At 62.7% G+C, this 14,788-nt stretch carries 14 protein-coding genes; 8 read left to right on the top strand and 6 right to left on the bottom strand.

Features of this window, described 5'->3' with window-relative positions; all coding sequences use genetic code 11:
* Positions 1–40: 40 nt before the first annotated feature.
* Positions 41–961 (bottom strand): LLM class F420-dependent oxidoreductase, encoded by a 921-nt coding sequence (locus G6N50_RS10475; RefSeq protein WP_083097174.1) that lies wholly within the window; start codon positions 959–961, stop codon positions 41–43.
* Between the two features lie 447 nt (positions 962–1,408).
* On the opposite strand from G6N50_RS10475, the gene G6N50_RS10470 reads away from it, so the two are divergent.
* Positions 1,409–1,810: a VOC family protein gene (locus G6N50_RS10470; RefSeq protein ID WP_083097176.1), complete on the top strand. Its 402-nt coding sequence runs from the start codon at positions 1,409–1,411 to the stop codon at positions 1,808–1,810.
* A 402-nt stretch (positions 1,811–2,212) separates the two neighbouring features.
* Here the strand turns inward: G6N50_RS10470 and G6N50_RS10465 are convergent, their stop codons facing one another.
* Both G6N50_RS10465 and G6N50_RS10460 read right to left on the bottom strand, forming a co-directional pair.
* On the bottom strand, positions 2,213–3,172 hold the full coding sequence (locus G6N50_RS10465; RefSeq protein WP_083097177.1) for a VOC family protein: 960 nt from the start codon (positions 3,170–3,172) through the stop codon (positions 2,213–2,215).
* A gap of 10 nt (positions 3,173–3,182) precedes the next feature.
* Positions 3,183–4,154, bottom strand: coding sequence for a cytochrome P450 (locus G6N50_RS10460; RefSeq protein WP_158086094.1), 972 nt, complete (start codon positions 4,152–4,154; stop codon positions 3,183–3,185).
* A 362-nt stretch (positions 4,155–4,516) separates the two neighbouring features.
* Here G6N50_RS10460 and G6N50_RS10455 point away from each other — a divergent pair, with 362 nt between their 5' ends.
* The 6 genes from G6N50_RS10455 to G6N50_RS10430 all read left to right on the top strand — a co-directional run bounded on the left by G6N50_RS10455 (position 4,517) and on the right by G6N50_RS10430 (position 9,742).
* Complete coding sequence (locus G6N50_RS10455; RefSeq protein ID WP_083097213.1) at positions 4,517–5,242, top strand: TetR/AcrR family transcriptional regulator; 726 nt, start codon at positions 4,517–4,519, stop codon at positions 5,240–5,242.
* A gap of 230 nt (positions 5,243–5,472) precedes the next feature.
* On the top strand, positions 5,473–6,318 hold the full coding sequence (locus tag G6N50_RS10450; RefSeq protein ID WP_083097181.1) for an iron-containing redox enzyme family protein: 846 nt from the start codon (positions 5,473–5,475) through the stop codon (positions 6,316–6,318).
* Between the two features lie 68 nt (positions 6,319–6,386).
* A complete protein-coding gene (locus G6N50_RS10445; protein WP_158086095.1) occupies positions 6,387–6,809 on the top strand; it encodes a PPOX class F420-dependent oxidoreductase in 423 nt (140 codons plus the stop codon).
* A 252-nt stretch (positions 6,810–7,061) separates the two neighbouring features.
* The gene (locus G6N50_RS10440; protein ID WP_083097184.1) at positions 7,062–7,256 is read left to right on the top strand and encodes a ferredoxin; all 195 of its coding nucleotides are present in this window, start codon (positions 7,062–7,064) and stop codon (positions 7,254–7,256) included.
* 62 nt (positions 7,257–7,318) lie between these two features.
* A complete protein-coding gene (locus G6N50_RS10435; RefSeq protein WP_276053992.1) occupies positions 7,319–8,503 on the top strand; it encodes a cytochrome P450 in 1,185 nt (394 codons plus the stop codon).
* 177 nt (positions 8,504–8,680) lie between these two features.
* The gene (locus G6N50_RS10430) at positions 8,681–9,742 is read left to right on the top strand and encodes an amidohydrolase family protein (protein ID WP_408632526.1); all 1,062 of its coding nucleotides are present in this window, start codon (positions 8,681–8,683) and stop codon (positions 9,740–9,742) included.
* Positions 9,743–10,148: 406 nt separating this feature from the next.
* Here G6N50_RS10430 and G6N50_RS10425 read toward each other — a convergent pair whose 3' ends face one another.
* The 3 genes from G6N50_RS10425 to G6N50_RS10415 form a co-directional block, all read right to left on the bottom strand.
* Entirely contained in the window at positions 10,149–10,985 is an 837-nt protein-coding gene (locus G6N50_RS10425) for a mycofactocin-coupled SDR family oxidoreductase (protein ID WP_083099743.1), read from the bottom strand.
* Between the two features lie 53 nt (positions 10,986–11,038).
* Entirely contained in the window at positions 11,039–12,241 is a 1,203-nt protein-coding gene (locus G6N50_RS10420; RefSeq protein WP_083099742.1) for a cytochrome P450, read from the bottom strand.
* A 127-nt stretch (positions 12,242–12,368) separates the two neighbouring features.
* The gene (locus G6N50_RS10415; RefSeq protein ID WP_083099748.1) at positions 12,369–13,127 is read right to left on the bottom strand and encodes an alpha/beta fold hydrolase; all 759 of its coding nucleotides are present in this window, start codon (positions 13,125–13,127) and stop codon (positions 12,369–12,371) included.
* Positions 13,128–13,779: 652 nt separating this feature from the next.
* Here G6N50_RS10415 and G6N50_RS10410 point away from each other — a divergent pair.
* A complete protein-coding gene (locus G6N50_RS10410; protein WP_083099740.1) occupies positions 13,780–14,607 on the top strand; it encodes an acyl-CoA thioesterase in 828 nt (275 codons plus the stop codon).
* Positions 14,608–14,788 lie beyond the last annotated feature (181 nt).

The raw sequence follows: 14,788 nt of genomic DNA, 5'->3' as shown, positions 1-14,788 counted from the left end.
AGCTACTTTGCGTTGTGCCGCGACATCGTCGCGACTCCCGTCACGCCGCTTTGATCACCGACGAGCCGAAACGATCGATTGTCTCGATGACGTGCTCCAAGCTGTCCCCGGGCAACGGCACCTGCACCCAGGTCACGCCAATGGCGGCAAGCTTGTCGAGCGCCTCCAAGTAAGTGTCGGCATTAAACCCGTCGGCGGCCGGGTTGCCGCCGTCGACGTTGGTGAATGAGATGTCAATGCCCGACCAGTCTCGGCCTGCCTCGTCGAAGCAGCGGCGCAGATCGTCGACGCACTCGACCAGCTTGTCCGCTGAATCCAGAGGGCTCGTCCCGGCCGTGGCAGCCACTCCCGGGGCCGCTTGGAAGGGGCACCAGCCGTCGCCGTGCGTCGCGACGCGGCGGCGGGCGGTTCGGGTGTTGCCCCCGATCCAGATCGGCGGATGCGGCCGGCTCACCGGCCGCGGGTGCGCGGTGATTCCTTTCGCCGTGAAGTGTTCGCCCTGATAGGAAATCTCGTCACCGGTCCAGATGGCGTGGATCACCTCAAGGCTCTCATCGAACAACGCATTGCGTTCGTTGTAGTCCACGCCGAGCGCGGCGAACTCGCGTTTGAGGTACCCCGCTCCGACCGCGAGTGTGAAGCGGCCATCGGACAGAAGGTCGAGCGTGGCACCCGCCTTGGCGACCACGAAGGGGTTGCGATAGGGCAGTACCACGATATTCGGAATCAGCCGCAGCGTCGTGGTGCCTGCGGCGGCGAAGCCCATCGCGACGAAGGGATCGAGTGCGTCGTGGCCACCGTGTTCGAGCCAGCGCTGCGTGGGGGCAGGGTGGTCGGTAAACCCAAGGCCGTGGAACCCCGCCGCCTCGGCCGCCGATGCCACACGTGCGACACCGGCGCCGGAGACGAGTTCAGCGCTGTAGGGACGGGTGATCATTGGATAAGTGATCGCAAAGCGCACGGATGAACAGTAAGGCATTGTCCCGCTGGCATCGGTCTCGGCGCGTCAGATGTCCATCGTCGTAGGCCCACTCGGGGAAGCCCTGGACATACTCTGCTTAAACAGATTAACCTACGCCTCGGCGGTCTCTGGAAGGCCAAGTCCGCCCCGAGAAGTCGCAGTGGCGCGAGAAGGAATACCCATGACGGGTCAGCAAGCGGTGGCGGAGATTCGTGCGCTGCCACGACCGGTGTCGCAAATGCCGACCATCGATCTCGCGACCGAACAACAGGCCACCGAGTACAACGACCGTGTCACAGAAGCCATCCATGACGAGGTCGCGCGTCCGAAGGCGTCGTCCGCGTCAGACGGCTGGGAGGCCCTGGCTTATTCCGAGAGGCCCAGGGTGCCGTGGCGTGCCGCTCACCTGACCGATCCAACGCATAACTACGAAGTGAGGAGTGCTCAATGGCCGCCGAACTCAGCAAGCCCGCTCTGGACGTGGGTATCGTTACGACGAACGCCGACAAGATGCTCGCCTTCTACCGCGACGTCCTAGGATTCAGCACCGCCGAACCGATCTCATTTCCCGGGTTCGGCACGGTACACCGGCTAGTCGTGGGCGAGAGCATCCTGCGCCTTTTGGTGCCGGCGAGCGCGCCGGCGGCGAGCGCTGTCAACGACTCGATGTATGCCGCTACCGGAATCCGCTACCTGACGCTGACCATGAGCAACCTGAATGACGTAGTCGCTGCGTGCCGAGAGTTCGGTGTCAACATCAGCTCGGAACCACGCGAGATCCGGCCGGGCGTCGTTGCGACGACGATCCAGGATCCCGACGGCAACTGGCTGGAAATGCAAGGCCGGTGACCGGGCGCCCGGCCTAGGTGCCGCGACGCCGACGGCCGCACCCGCGACTTTCCGAACAGCTAGGTGGGGGAGCGCAGTTGAACAATCGGCCGCCGCAGAATATGGCTGGCTGACGGTCGTCGGCAAATTGTCCAGCGCCCGTTATCAGAATCGTCACACCGCTTAACGAGGCGCCAGGGCTGAAGTCGCCGCGTCTCGGCGGGAGGATGTCCACCATAGCTGGCAGGGGTCATCGGAGGGATTTGGTAGCCTTACCCGCCGCTGAGGTCACCTCGAATACCGCGCTGACCGCTGAAGATGAATAGCGTTTGCGCAGTGTGCCTTTCGACCACGAGGACACCCATCCGTCAAAGTCACGGCTGATCGAAACTTCAGCAGGTCGGCTCTCGGTGACTTACCCGCTTATGACCGTGATGATGCAGACTCCTCGCGCAACGGGATGTTGACGCCCTTGTGGCCCCATGGTTCGCCGCCCGCGGCTTCGCGGTCGCACCAATTGTCGTCGACCAGCAGCCCGTCGAAGCCGACCTCCACCTCGAATCCCGCAGGACTGCGCATATAGAACGAAACCATTCGGTCGTTCAAGTGGCGGCCCAGTGTCTTGGTGATCGCTGCCCCCGCGTCCATCGCCCGGTCCAACACGGCGCCCAGCGCATCGAGCGATGTAGTTTCGAGCATGAGGTGGTGCATCGCGTCGAACGGGCCCATGTGCGCCAAGCCGATTGAGTGGTGGCGCGGGGTACACCGCAGGAAGTGCACCGACGTTCCCGGGCCCGGCAGGATGAAGTCAGAGCGCCGGAAACCTAGGACGTCACGGAAAAAGGCGAGGCTGGCATCGATGTCAGCGACGAACAGCAGCGCGTGACCGAGACCGAGGTCGCCGGTGAGGAATTCGACGCCATGAGGCGACACGAAGTTGCGGTCGTGGACCGGGCTGTGAAAGAGCTCGACGCGGTTGCCTGACGGGTCGGTGCACCACGCGAGGCCTCCGACGCCCCGGACGGCCGCTTCTTCGGCCGTCCCAGCCTGGATCCGCGTTCCTGACGCCGCGATGGTCGCCATCGCCTCAGCGAGCGCTGGCTCATCGCTGACCTGGAAACCCAAGTACGCGATGCCGGCCGCTTCGCCGGGGTGGATGGCGATGCGCCACTGGTGGTCGTCCATCTTGAGATAGACGGACCCGTCAGGTGCGACGCCGGAACCACCGCTCGCGGGACCTGTTCCCGCAACACCTGGGATAACGAAGGTCTCGCCCGGGAGCGCCCGCGCGGGCATCAGTCCCAGCACGTCGGTCCCGAAGTGAAGCCAGGCAGCGGGGTCCGGCGCCGTGAAACCGATGTATCCGAGTCCGTGGAATTTCATCTGTTCTCCCTTATTGCGGCTTGAGGTGAACCGGCAGGTTTTTCAGCGAGACGGTGATGGGGTTTTCGGCGCCTTGCACGCTGTACTCCGGCTTGGCAGTCAGGCCGACGTCGGCAACCCGTGCGGTGAGCTCCTCGAACATCACCCGGATCTCACGCTTCGCGAGATTCGCACCGAGGCAGTAATGGGCACCGCCGCCACCGAACACAACATGAGGGTTGCGCTCCCGACCGACGTCGAAGGTGAACGGATCGGCGAAGACCTCCGCGTCGAAGTTCGCCGATGCGAACCACAAGCTCACGGCGTCGCCCGCCTCGATAGGCACGTCACCGACGACGAGGTCCTCGACTGCGGTGCGCCGGAAGTACGAAACCGGTGATGACCAACGACAGATCTCCTCAACCGCGGTCGGCATCACGGACGGGTCGGCGCGTATGCGGTTGAACTGGTCGGGATGCTCGAGCAGCGCAAGCAAGCCGCCGGCGATCGCGTTGCGCGTGGTTTCGCTTCCCGCGAAGACCAGCACGATGAAGAACAGATCGAGTTCGAGTTCGCTGAGCGTCGTGCGACTGCCGTCGGGTTGGTCGATCTGCGCCGTGGTCAGCTTGGTCCAGACGTCGTCAGCAGGCTCTCGCCGCTTTGCTGCGCCTAGCTCGTGAGCGTAGCTGAACATCTCTCCCATGATGGCTTCGCGCTCTTGGGGCTTCAGGAATGAACGAGGATCGCTGGCCTGGAGCAGCACGTTGACCTTGCCGAAGAGCCATTCCCGGTCACTACGAGGAATCCCCACGATGTCGGCGATCATGTGCAGCGGGAGCTGGTATGCCACCTCGTTCACGAAGTTGCAGTCGCCCCGGTCGATGGCGTTGTCGATGATGGTGGCCGCCCACTGCCGTGCCTGATCCTCGAGCTTGGCCGTCATCCGCGGGGTAAAGCCCTTGCTGATAAGCGCGCGAAGCCGGGTGTGCTCCGGCGGGTCCATCGACACCAGCCTCATGCCCCGACTGCGCGGGGGATCACCGGGCAACGACGGTCCCTCGTGGGAGCGAAAGCGGGCATGATCTCGACTTAGCGCAACAACGTCGGCGTGCCTGGATACCACCCAGAACGATCCGCCGATCTGTTGGGCGCCGGACGTCGCGGGATGACGCCAAACCGGTGCCTCGTCCCGCAGGAATGTGAAGACCTCGTGGGGGAAGCCGTGGCGATAAAGCTCGTAATCGGTGAGGTCGATCTCGTCGAGGCACGTTATCCCCGTTTCGACAGCCATGGACGCAAGGTACAGCGTCGACCGGACTAAAGTGAAGTTAATTCGGGAAAACTCCCACGGTATAGTTCGCACCCATGGTGACGGTCCCGACATCGACTGACGGACAGCCCCTTGGCCAACGCGGAATCCGCACGCGTCAGCGGATCCTCGAGGCCGTCGCTGGCGCTATTGAGCGGCAGGGCTTACGCGGCCTGCGGCTGGCGGATGTGGCAGAGGATGTCGGGATTTCACCCCCGGCCTTTTACCAGTACTTCAACGATCTCGACGAGGCCATCCTCGCGCTGTGTGCAGAGATCGGCGGCTTCCTTCCGACGTTCTCCCTCGATGATGAAGGCCTGACCAACGGCGACGGCTCCGCGGAAAGCACGCGAGCTTTCATCGCCCGTTTTTTCGAGTACTGGGAGGCCCACCGTGCGGTCCTGTGGGCCCGGAACATCGCAGTAGCCGCAGGTGACGAGCGCTTTCAAACAATTCGCGCCGAGATGTTCCGTCCGATGGTCGCTGGTATCGAAGCGTTCATCCGGGCCGGACAACGCGAGGGTCGAGTCGATCCTTCGATCAACCCCGTAACCCTTGGCGCCGCGCTCACGATGTTGCTCGACCGTATGTGCATGCTTGCGCCCCAGCTCGGTGAATGGGGAACGGGCTCAGTGGACGACCTGATCGACGCTCTTGCATACATCTTCAGTCGCGCGCTCGGTACGGGTAACCAGCGCGAGCCTGTAGGCCGGGGTGCCGTCGCGACTGACCCTGGGCGAAACTGGCGGCGCAAAAAACCTTGGCGACGCACCACACGCTGACGCCGACCGGCGCAATGTGCTTCAACTGGCCGACTGACCTGGCCGATTGACCCGGCCGCGCCGGGCGATGGCGGCGACCTCCTTGACGTCGCGCCACCCGAGAAACCGGCGCACGTTTACAGGGCGTTGCACGTCCGAGGCGATGGGCGTGTGGCCTTGACATCCTCAAAACCTCAGCGTAGTAAGAAACTGAAAAAACTTAACCTAACCCGCCGGATGGAGGCCCTGAGATGACAATGCCTTGCGATGGCCGCAGCCGCCCCACCCCCGTCTACGAGCCGGGCGCGATGTCGCCGGAGGAGTTCGAGGCAACCTTCTGCGACGCGCTGGCTCGCGTGCTCGTCGAATCAGGAGTGTCGTCGGCGATCCCGCAGGAGCTCGACGCGGCCGGGGCTCGCCTGTATCACGGCACATACCTGAAATACATGTCATTTTTCGCGTGGAAGTTCCCGAGCTGGCTGATGTCGATCGCGTCGCTGTGCCCCTACCAGGACGTGCGCAGAGAGATCATCAACGACTGCGTCGACGAGGAGGTCGGTGACAGTGATGCCGATGGCCAGTGCCACATCGACCTGCTCTACGACGAGGCCGAGCTTTGTGGTGTCAGCCGCGAGGAGATCTTCGCGACCCAGCCGACCCCGGCCATCCTCGCCTGCATCCACACCTGGGAGAACATGACCAGGACACTTGGATGGCTTCCCGGCTACGCTGCCATCGCCGGGCTGGAGATCGCGATGTCTGAGCCGGCGATCAAGGCTCGCGAGCGGCTGATCGGCGCGGAGGCAATGGCGAAGGCCAACCAGGATCTGGGCGGGGTCACGTTTCATCAACGGTTGGGCATGCCGGAGGGTTCGCTGAAGTTCTTCGCGCTGCACGCCTATAAGGACCGGTTCCACGGCGGAGGCGAATTGGCAATGCTCGTCAAGTATGCGCACACGCCAGAACTTCAGCGAGAGGCGATCTGGGCGATGACCAATTCGTTTAAAACTTATGTGCTGCAAGCGCACGAGGTGCGTCGGCTGGCGGCGGAAGCGGCCGGAACGGTCTATCAGCCTCGGCCCGCGCTGGTCAGTTGATCTTCGAACCTCCCATCAACCAACTCGCAACGAGGACAATGCCGCGGCATGAGGGGAATGGAGCAGGTATGGGCGCCGAAAATGACCTCCCGATTCCCGAGCGGGCGCGGGAATTTCTCACCGGGATGCGGATCGGCTACATCTCGACCATGCGGCCCGATGGGCACATGTCCGTCGTACCCGTCGGGATCGTTCGCGATGGCGACGTTCTAAAGATCAGCACGCTGTCCGACCGGCAAAAGGTGCGCAACCTCGAACGTGACCGGCGAATTACAGTTTGTGTTCCCGATCCGGAAAACCCACGCACTTATGTAGAGATCCGCGGGGTCGCGGAGCTCGCCGATGACAGCGATCGCGCCTACATCGACTCATTCGCCCGCGAGTACATGGGCGTTGACAAGTATCCCTACGACCCACCGGGCGCGGCCCGCACCACGATCACCGTGCGCGCCAGCCGTGTGTCGATGCCCAAGGTCCACGGGTCCGGTTAGCGCGCGCCTCGTTGGCAAATGAGAACTGCGGCCTGCCGTCCTCGAAGGGGGTACTACGGACAAGTATCGAAAAACTTGGCTTGGTCGCCGCATCGACGAAATCCGTGATCGCTGGCCGATAGCCCATGGGCCGAGGGGCCCAACCTTTCAGGTGCGCATCGGTCGGCTGCGGGAGGTCGTGGCCCGCCTACAACATCGACGACTTGACTGGCACGTCTGACCGAGTGGCGTGCCTCGGTGGGAGAGATTGTAATGAAAGTGATTGTGGACCAAGACAAATGTACATCTGCCGGAAATTGTGTGATGCAAGCGAGCGAGATTTTCGACCAGCGCGACGAGGACGGCGTCGTTGTGCTGCTTAACGAAAACCCGCCTGCCGAGCAGGCTGACAATGCCCGCCGCGCCGCCGCGAGCTGTCCCGCGCTCGCCATCCACATCGAGGAGTGACTGTGTCCGATACCGAAACCGGATCCGCGACCGAAACGGCCTCCGACATACCGGAATACCCGATGGCCCGTTCGGCGGGTTGCCCGTTCGCCCTGCCGCCGGATGTGCTCGCGCTGGCTGAAGCCAAGCCGCTGAGCAGGGTCCGTATTTGGGACGGCAGCACGCCGTGGTTGATCACCGGCCATGAGGAGGTACGGGCGCTGTTTTCCGATTCCCGCATCAGCGTCGATGACCGGCGTCCCGGTTTTCCACACTGGAACGAGGGCATGTCGTTGATGGCGGACAAGCGTCCGCGCTCGGTCTTTACCTCCGACGGTGAGGAGCACACCCGGTTCCGGCGGATGTTGTCCAAGCCGTTCACCTTCAAGCGGGTGGAAGGCCTGCGGCCGGTGATTCAGCAGATCACCGACGAGCACATAGACGCGATGCTGGCTGGGCCGCAGCCGGGGGATATCGTCACCGCGTTGGCGCTGCCGATCCCGTCGCTGGTGATCAGCCAATTGCTGGGTGTGCCGTATGAGGACGCCGATTTCTTCCAGCAACACGCCAACACCGGTGTGGAGCGGTATGCGACGGGAGAGGACGTCCTTAAGGGGATCATGCAGCTCCGGGAATACCTGGCGAAGCTGGTCGAGGCGAAGATGGTGAACCCGGCCGAGGATGCGGTGTCGGATCTGGCCGAGCGGGTCAAGGCCGACGAGCTCAGCATCGGTGAAGCCGCCGACCTCGGCGCCGGGGTGCTGATCGCCGGCCATGAGACCACCGGGAACATGATCGGTCTCGGGGTGTTGGCCTTGCTGCAGCACCCCGATCAGCTGGCGGTGCTGCGGGACACCGACGATCCGAAAGTCATCGCGAATGCGGTGGAGGAATTGCTGCGCTATTTGTCCATCATTCACAACGGCCAGCGTCGGGTTGCTATCGAGGACATCGAGATCGCGGGGGAGGTTATCCGCGCAGGCGAGGGTGTCATCATCGACTTGGCGCCGGCCAATTGGGATGCCGGAGTGTTCGACGAACCGGATCAGTTGCATGTGCACCGCTCCAACGCGGGCCAGAATGTCGCATTCGGTTACGGCAGGCATCAATGCGTCGGCCAGCAGTTGGCCCGGGCGGAGCTGCAAATCGTCTTCCACACGTTGTTCCGCCGCATCCCGACGATGCGACTCGCCGTGCCGGTCGAGGAGGTCCCGTTCAAGCACGACCGTCTCGCCTACGGCGTCTACGAGCTGCCAGTGACTTGGTGACTAGCTATACCCCTCACGCCGAGCGAACCGTTTTTCGACAATCAGGTCGATCCGATTGGAGGATCATCGATGTCTAGTCAGTCCGCTGTTTCGCTTTATCCGCCTGAGGGGTTGGGCGCTCCCAAGGATCGTCGGGGCCATGCCGGTGGTAGTGATGTGGGTTTGCCGGAGGGCACGGTGGTGTTTTCTGCCGATAATCACATCACGTTGGCCGAGGACATTTTCTACCAGCGTTTCCCGGACAAGCTCAAAGAGGACGCGCCGCGGATCTGGTACGACGACGGCGCCTACCACATCGGGGTCAAGGGGCAGTCGTTTTTGTGGGACACCTTCAGCGCGGTGGTGATGCAGTACGACGATCTGCCCGGGGCGGCGAGCACCAACATCGAGGCGCGGATCGAGGAGTTGCGTGCCGACGGGGTCGATAAGGAGTTGGCGTTCCCCAACGCGATCCTGGCGCTGTTTGGCTACCCGGACAAGGAGATTCGTGAGCTGGCCTTCCGCGTCTACAACGAATATGTTGCCGAGCTACAAGAGCGCTCCGGTGGGCACTTCTACGGGGTGGGGCTGATCAACTGGTGGGATCCCCAGGGCGCCCGGCGCACCCTTGCCGAGCTGAAGTCGTTGGGGCTCAAGACATTTCTGTTGCCGTTGAATCCCGGCAAGGACGACGACGGCAACCCGATCGACTACGCGAGCACGGCGATGACGGCGGTGTTCGAGGAGATCGAAGCCGCCGGTCTGCCGCTGACCCACCACATCGGTGAGACGCCACCGAAAATCCCGTCGGAGTTCAACCCCATCGTGGTCAGCATGATGACCAACATCGACGGGTTCCGGGAAGTGTTCTCCAAGTACATCTTCGGCGGCATCCTCGATCGCCACCCCGGGCTGCAGATCGGCTGGTTCGAGGGCGGGATCGCGTGGGTGCCCTGGGCGCTGCAAGACGCCGAACATTTGGTGGCGTCGTATCGGCACATGCTCAACCGGCCTCTCGAGCACGACGTGCGCTACTACTGGGACAACCACATGAGCGCATCATTCATGCTCGACCCGGTCGGCCTGCAGCTGATCGAGCGGATCGGCGTCAACAAAGTCTTCTGGTCCTCGGACTACCCCCACAACGAAAGCACCTACGGCTACTCGGAGAAGTCGCTGGCCACAGTCGTCGAAGCTGTTGGACCCCAGGCGGCCGCACGGATCATCAACACCAACATCACCGAATTCCTCGGCCTTTAAATCGATTACGATCGGCGTCTCCGGACGCGCCGCGTCTGCGCCGAAAACCGAGACTGCCTTTCCGCCGATTTCGGAGAGCCAGTGAACATGCCGGTGGAACGAAACATCGTGCTGGCAGGCCCCCAGCGAAACGGACCGATTCCATCTGCATCTCGTTCCCCGTGAGCACGTCGCGCCACTCAGGAAGACAGAATTACGAGATGGCGACCAAGCCGAGTTGACCCAAGCCACAGAGCGCCGCCGAACTGGAAACCGCGACACTGCAATCGCTGGTCTGAGCCCATCCCACCCATGCCCCCGCTACACGCGAAGCCGTTGTCGTCCAACCATTTATCGACACTGCCGTTTTGGCGGGCGGATCATCACTGCTGACTGGAAGCTCCGTGGTCCGACCCGGCTAGCCGATTTACTTCAGGCAGCTGCCGGCATCGATGGGCAGTGTGACACCGGTGATGTAGCGGGATTCGTCGGACGCCAGGAACAGCACCGCGTTGCTGATGTCCTCGGGTTCGACCCACGGGATCGGTAATGTGTGAAACATCTGACAGATCGGAGCAATGTCGTCGGGGCCGGGATTTTCCAGATCCGGCCGGAACATATTGAACGTGGTCTCGTTCATCACCATCGGTGTGTTGACATGGGTCGGGTGGACCGAGTTGACGCGGATCATGTGCTGGCCCAACTCCACTGCAAAAGTCCGCATAAGCCCCACCACGCCGTGCTTGGCCGCGATGTAGTTACCTGTCTGCGGGTAGGCCTTCAGACCACCGACCGAGCTGGTCAAGATGATTGAACCGCCGCGGCCACCCGACACCATGTGCGGCACACCGGCTTTCACCGTCTTCCACACCCCCGACAAGTTGACGTCCATCATGTCCTGCCAATGGCGTTCGGTGGTCTGATCCAGCGTCGCACCACCCATGGCGGTACCGGCATTGGCCACGATGATGTCCAGCCTGCCCAGTTGCTCCACGCCGGTGTCCACCGCAGCTTTCAGCGCGTCGTAATCCCGCACGTCGACCTCGGCGGTGAAGATGCGGCGGTTGTGAGCCTTTACCAGATCGGCGGTCGCGGCAAGATCCTCCGGCGTCGACGGTGGAATCGGTACACCTTCGATCGGTTTGCAGATGTCGACCACGATGATATCCGCGCCCTCTTGCGCCAACCGGACCGCGTGGCTGCGACCTTGGCCACGCGCCCCGCCGCTGATGAATGCGACTTTGCCGTCGACTCGCCCAGCCATCGTTACCCCATTTCCCTTTGTGATTTCCGTTGTGAATTCAAAGCCGTTGCGGTTTAGCCAATGACCGCAGGCATCGTTTCCCAGCCCCGCACCGTCGAGGTCGGAGAGAGCCTGGCCTCATCAAGGACCACGTCCCAGTCGGGGAACCGCTTCAAGACCTCCTCCAACGCGATCCGTCCCTCGAGACGGGCCAGCGCCGATCCCAGGCAATAGTGAGTGCCAACGCTGAACGACAGGTGCTGGCGCAGCTTGCGATGAATGTCGAAAACTTCACCGTCAGGGGGGAATTGGCGGTGGTCGCGGTTGGCTGCCCCAATCAGCATCATCATCACGCTCCCCCCGGGCACGGTCTGGCCGTAGTATTCGATGTCGCGGGTGACGTACCGCGCGGCGTGTGGCGCCGGCGGCTCGTAGCGCAGTACCTCCTCGATTGCCCGCGGAATCAGCGAGGGGTCTTCAACCAGATGCCGGCGTTGCTCTGGATGCTCGGCCAGCACCTTGCCGGTCCAGCCGATCAGCCGGGTGGTGGTTTCGTTGCCTGCCCCGGCCACCACGTTGACATACATGAGCAGTTCATCGCGCGTCAGTCGTCGGGTGATGCCGTTCTCGTCTTCGAACTCGACGTTGAGCAGTTCGGTCATGATGTCATCCGACGGGTGCTTGGCCCGCCAGTCGATGTACTCTGCGAATATCTCACCAGAGTCCACACCGTCGGTTGCCATCGAAAGCGGCTGGCCCGCTTCGGTCCGCATCATCGCGTTGGATCGGTCCCGGATCGACTCTTGGTCTGCTTCGGGAATGCCGACCAGCATGCCGATTACCCGCATCGGCATCTGGGCGCCGAGATCGGCGACAAAGTCGAACCCGTCCGCACCGATCAGTGGATCCAAACAACGCGCACAGTAGTCGCGGATCTTGTTTTCCAGCTCACTGATCTTGCGTGGAGTGAACATTCGGGCAAGCAGTTTGCGGTGAATGTCGTGCGTCGGCGGGTCTTCGAAGAGGAGCATCCCTGGCGGGATATCGATGTTCGCCTTGATCAGTTCCAAGATCACGCCGCGCGCGGAGCTGAAGGTCTCATAATCAACCAGTGCCCTATCGACGTCGGCGAACCGGCTCAGCGCGTAAAAATCATGCTGCTCGTTGTAATACAGTGGCGCCTCTTCGCGTAGTCGGTGAAATGCCGGGTAGGGATTGGCGTTGAGCCCCACGTCGTACGGGTCGTAGCTAACGTCACTGGCGGCACTGACTGTCATGGCATCTCGCTTCTCGTCATTCTCGGAAGATGTTGGTAGTAAACCTTTTTGGAACCCTGGCACTGTCTAAACGGCTGTGTCAACGTCGAGTAACTGGCGGGTCTTCTCCGGTCATGCTTGACTTTCTCTAGTCGGGGATGAGCGGCCCGATGGGCTCGGTCGACGTCGCATGCACAAGCAACTCGGCCAACTCACGCGGGCGGCTGAGGAATGGCGAGTGTGAGGTGTCGATGCTCAATTGCTCGACGCCGAGGCGATGCGCCACGGTGTCCGCCAACCAGCGCGGCATCGCATGGTCCTGAAGGCAAAGGATGAAGCTGCGGGGCAAGTCGGCGGCCCAGAACGCTGGGATAGACACCGGTCTGCTCGCGTTCTCGCCGAAGCGTTCCGGACCGAGTCGCTCGAAGGCCCAGCGGGCGGTCCGTTGATCACAGTCGTGGTAGAAGTACTCCCATGTTCGTCCGAAGTCGGCCATCCACATCGAACCGTCATCGGCGAAGCGTAGGTAACCGAGCATCTGTCCGACATCGCTGTCGAACTCGCCGTCCTCGCGGTTGCGCATAGCCATTGCCTCTGGGTAAGTACGGCCTTCGCGAGGCAGACCAGCTGCGAGATAGACGATGTGGCTAATGAGCTCAGGCACCGCGTCAGCGGCGAGCGTCGCGTCGAATCCGCCACCTGAATGCCCGACCAGGACGTCGCCAGCCCGGACTGCCGAGACGATGGCGCTGCACCGCTGGTCCAATGTTGCCTCTTCACCGAGGCGGGCGCCGTGCCCGGGCACGTCGACGGCGACTGCCTCGTGGCCGAGTTTTTTGAGTTCAACGATCGTACGAGTCCAGCACCATGCGGCGTGGAATCCGCCATGGACGAATACGAATCGCATCCCTATCCCTTCCGGTGACACGTCCCTTCCGGTGACACGCGCACAAAGACCCTTCATCGACGCGGTAGCACGTCCTGCCAGGATCTCGGTGCCCCAGTAGCTACCCGGTCGGCTTGCCAGGACGCTGTCCTGAAGCCACCGCGCGTGGTCACCCGCGCCAGTTCCCGCTGGCGTCGGCACTGCATCCGTGGTCGAATGCCGGTCGCCGATTGAGTCAGGGCGATAACCGGAACGGCTCTTCCCGCGGTCGCTACGAACCTCGCTGAACCGGTCAAGGGCCTTCGCCGCGCCAGCAGTCCGGAGCGGAGCGCGGATCGCGCGCTTGCCTTCACGGATGTCTGCCTTTGTGGCACCTCGATGCCGCGTAAGGCCGGACGACGACGCCCACGCAGTGACGGGTCACGCGCGTTAGGCTAGCAATTCACCTAACTCAATTAAAAGATTTCGGCCGAGTTGACATGGATTTTTTAAGATAGTTAAACTAGCTGCATGCCCGTTGCCGCGACAATTCGTCCTTCGAAGCCGGCCACCAAGCCTGCCCGCGACGATCGATACATCCCGCGGACAGACGTGGCGATCTGACGACGGCGATGCGAAGCCGATGCGCCGCTCGCCTTGACGGCGGCGGCCTGTCTGCCTCAGTCGAGTAGCGATGGCCTTCACTGTCCAGGGGCTCCTCGATAGCCTCGTCCTGGCACAGACACATCCGGGCCGGTTTACCGCCGGCAACGTCGACACGGGCCACTCCATCGTTTTCGGTGGGCAATTGATGGCGCAGTCCATCGCGGCCGCGTCCATCGGCCACGAAGGCAAGACGGTGAAGACCCTCCACATCGTCTTCGCCCGGGCAGCGGCGCCGGACAAGCCTGTGGAGATCATCGTCGATCCGGTGCACAGCGGCCGAACGCTCGCAAGTTGCACCGTGACGATCAGCCAAGGGGAGCGGATCTGCACCAGATCGATGGTGCTCCTGTCGGCGAATGAGCAAGACGCCATCCGCCACGCCGATCGACCCAGGACCGCATCGGACCCCGACGATATCCAGGGCAGTGACGTGGGCGGTTGGCAAGTCCGCGTCGTCGGCGGAGTCGACATCAGCGACCCCGAAGCGGTCGGCCCGCCTGAACTCGACGTGTGGAGCCGTTTCGTCGGGGCACCCGATGATCCGATGCTGGGGCAGGCGCTGCTGGCGTATGCCACCGACGGCTTCCTCATCGGTACCGCGATGCGGCCCCACGCAGGGGTTGGACAAGCGCTCGCACACAAAACGTTTTCGACCGGGGTGCTGAGCCACACGATCACTTTCCACGAACCCTTGTTAGCAACCGAATGGCTGCTCTTATCCCAGTGCAGTCCCTACGCGGGCAACGGGCGAAGCTACGGACGTGCCGACGTGTTTCGCCGGGGCGGACAACTGGTGGCGTCCTTCGTCCAGGACAACATGATCCGGGCGATGCGCAGTGGTTCATCCGGGCTGTGAGCCCCGCGTTGCAGTGTCAATCGAACCGGTGAGGACCGGTCTGGCGTGGGCGTTGTGCCGAGGCTCGGCGCGCTCGAGCGACCAGGGATTGTGGTCAGCTGTCGTCGAGACTCCATCCTTGGTTGACCGCTCCCGGATCGGCCCGTAGATTTCCTTAATATTGTTCGATTAAGCCAGTTAC

Source organism: Mycobacterium mantenii (genome assembly GCF_010731775.1).
Lineage (GTDB): Bacteria > Actinomycetota > Actinomycetes > Mycobacteriales > Mycobacteriaceae > Mycobacterium > Mycobacterium mantenii.
The sequence above is the reverse complement of the archived record's forward strand: the minus strand, read 5'-3'. Positions and strand labels throughout refer to the sequence as shown.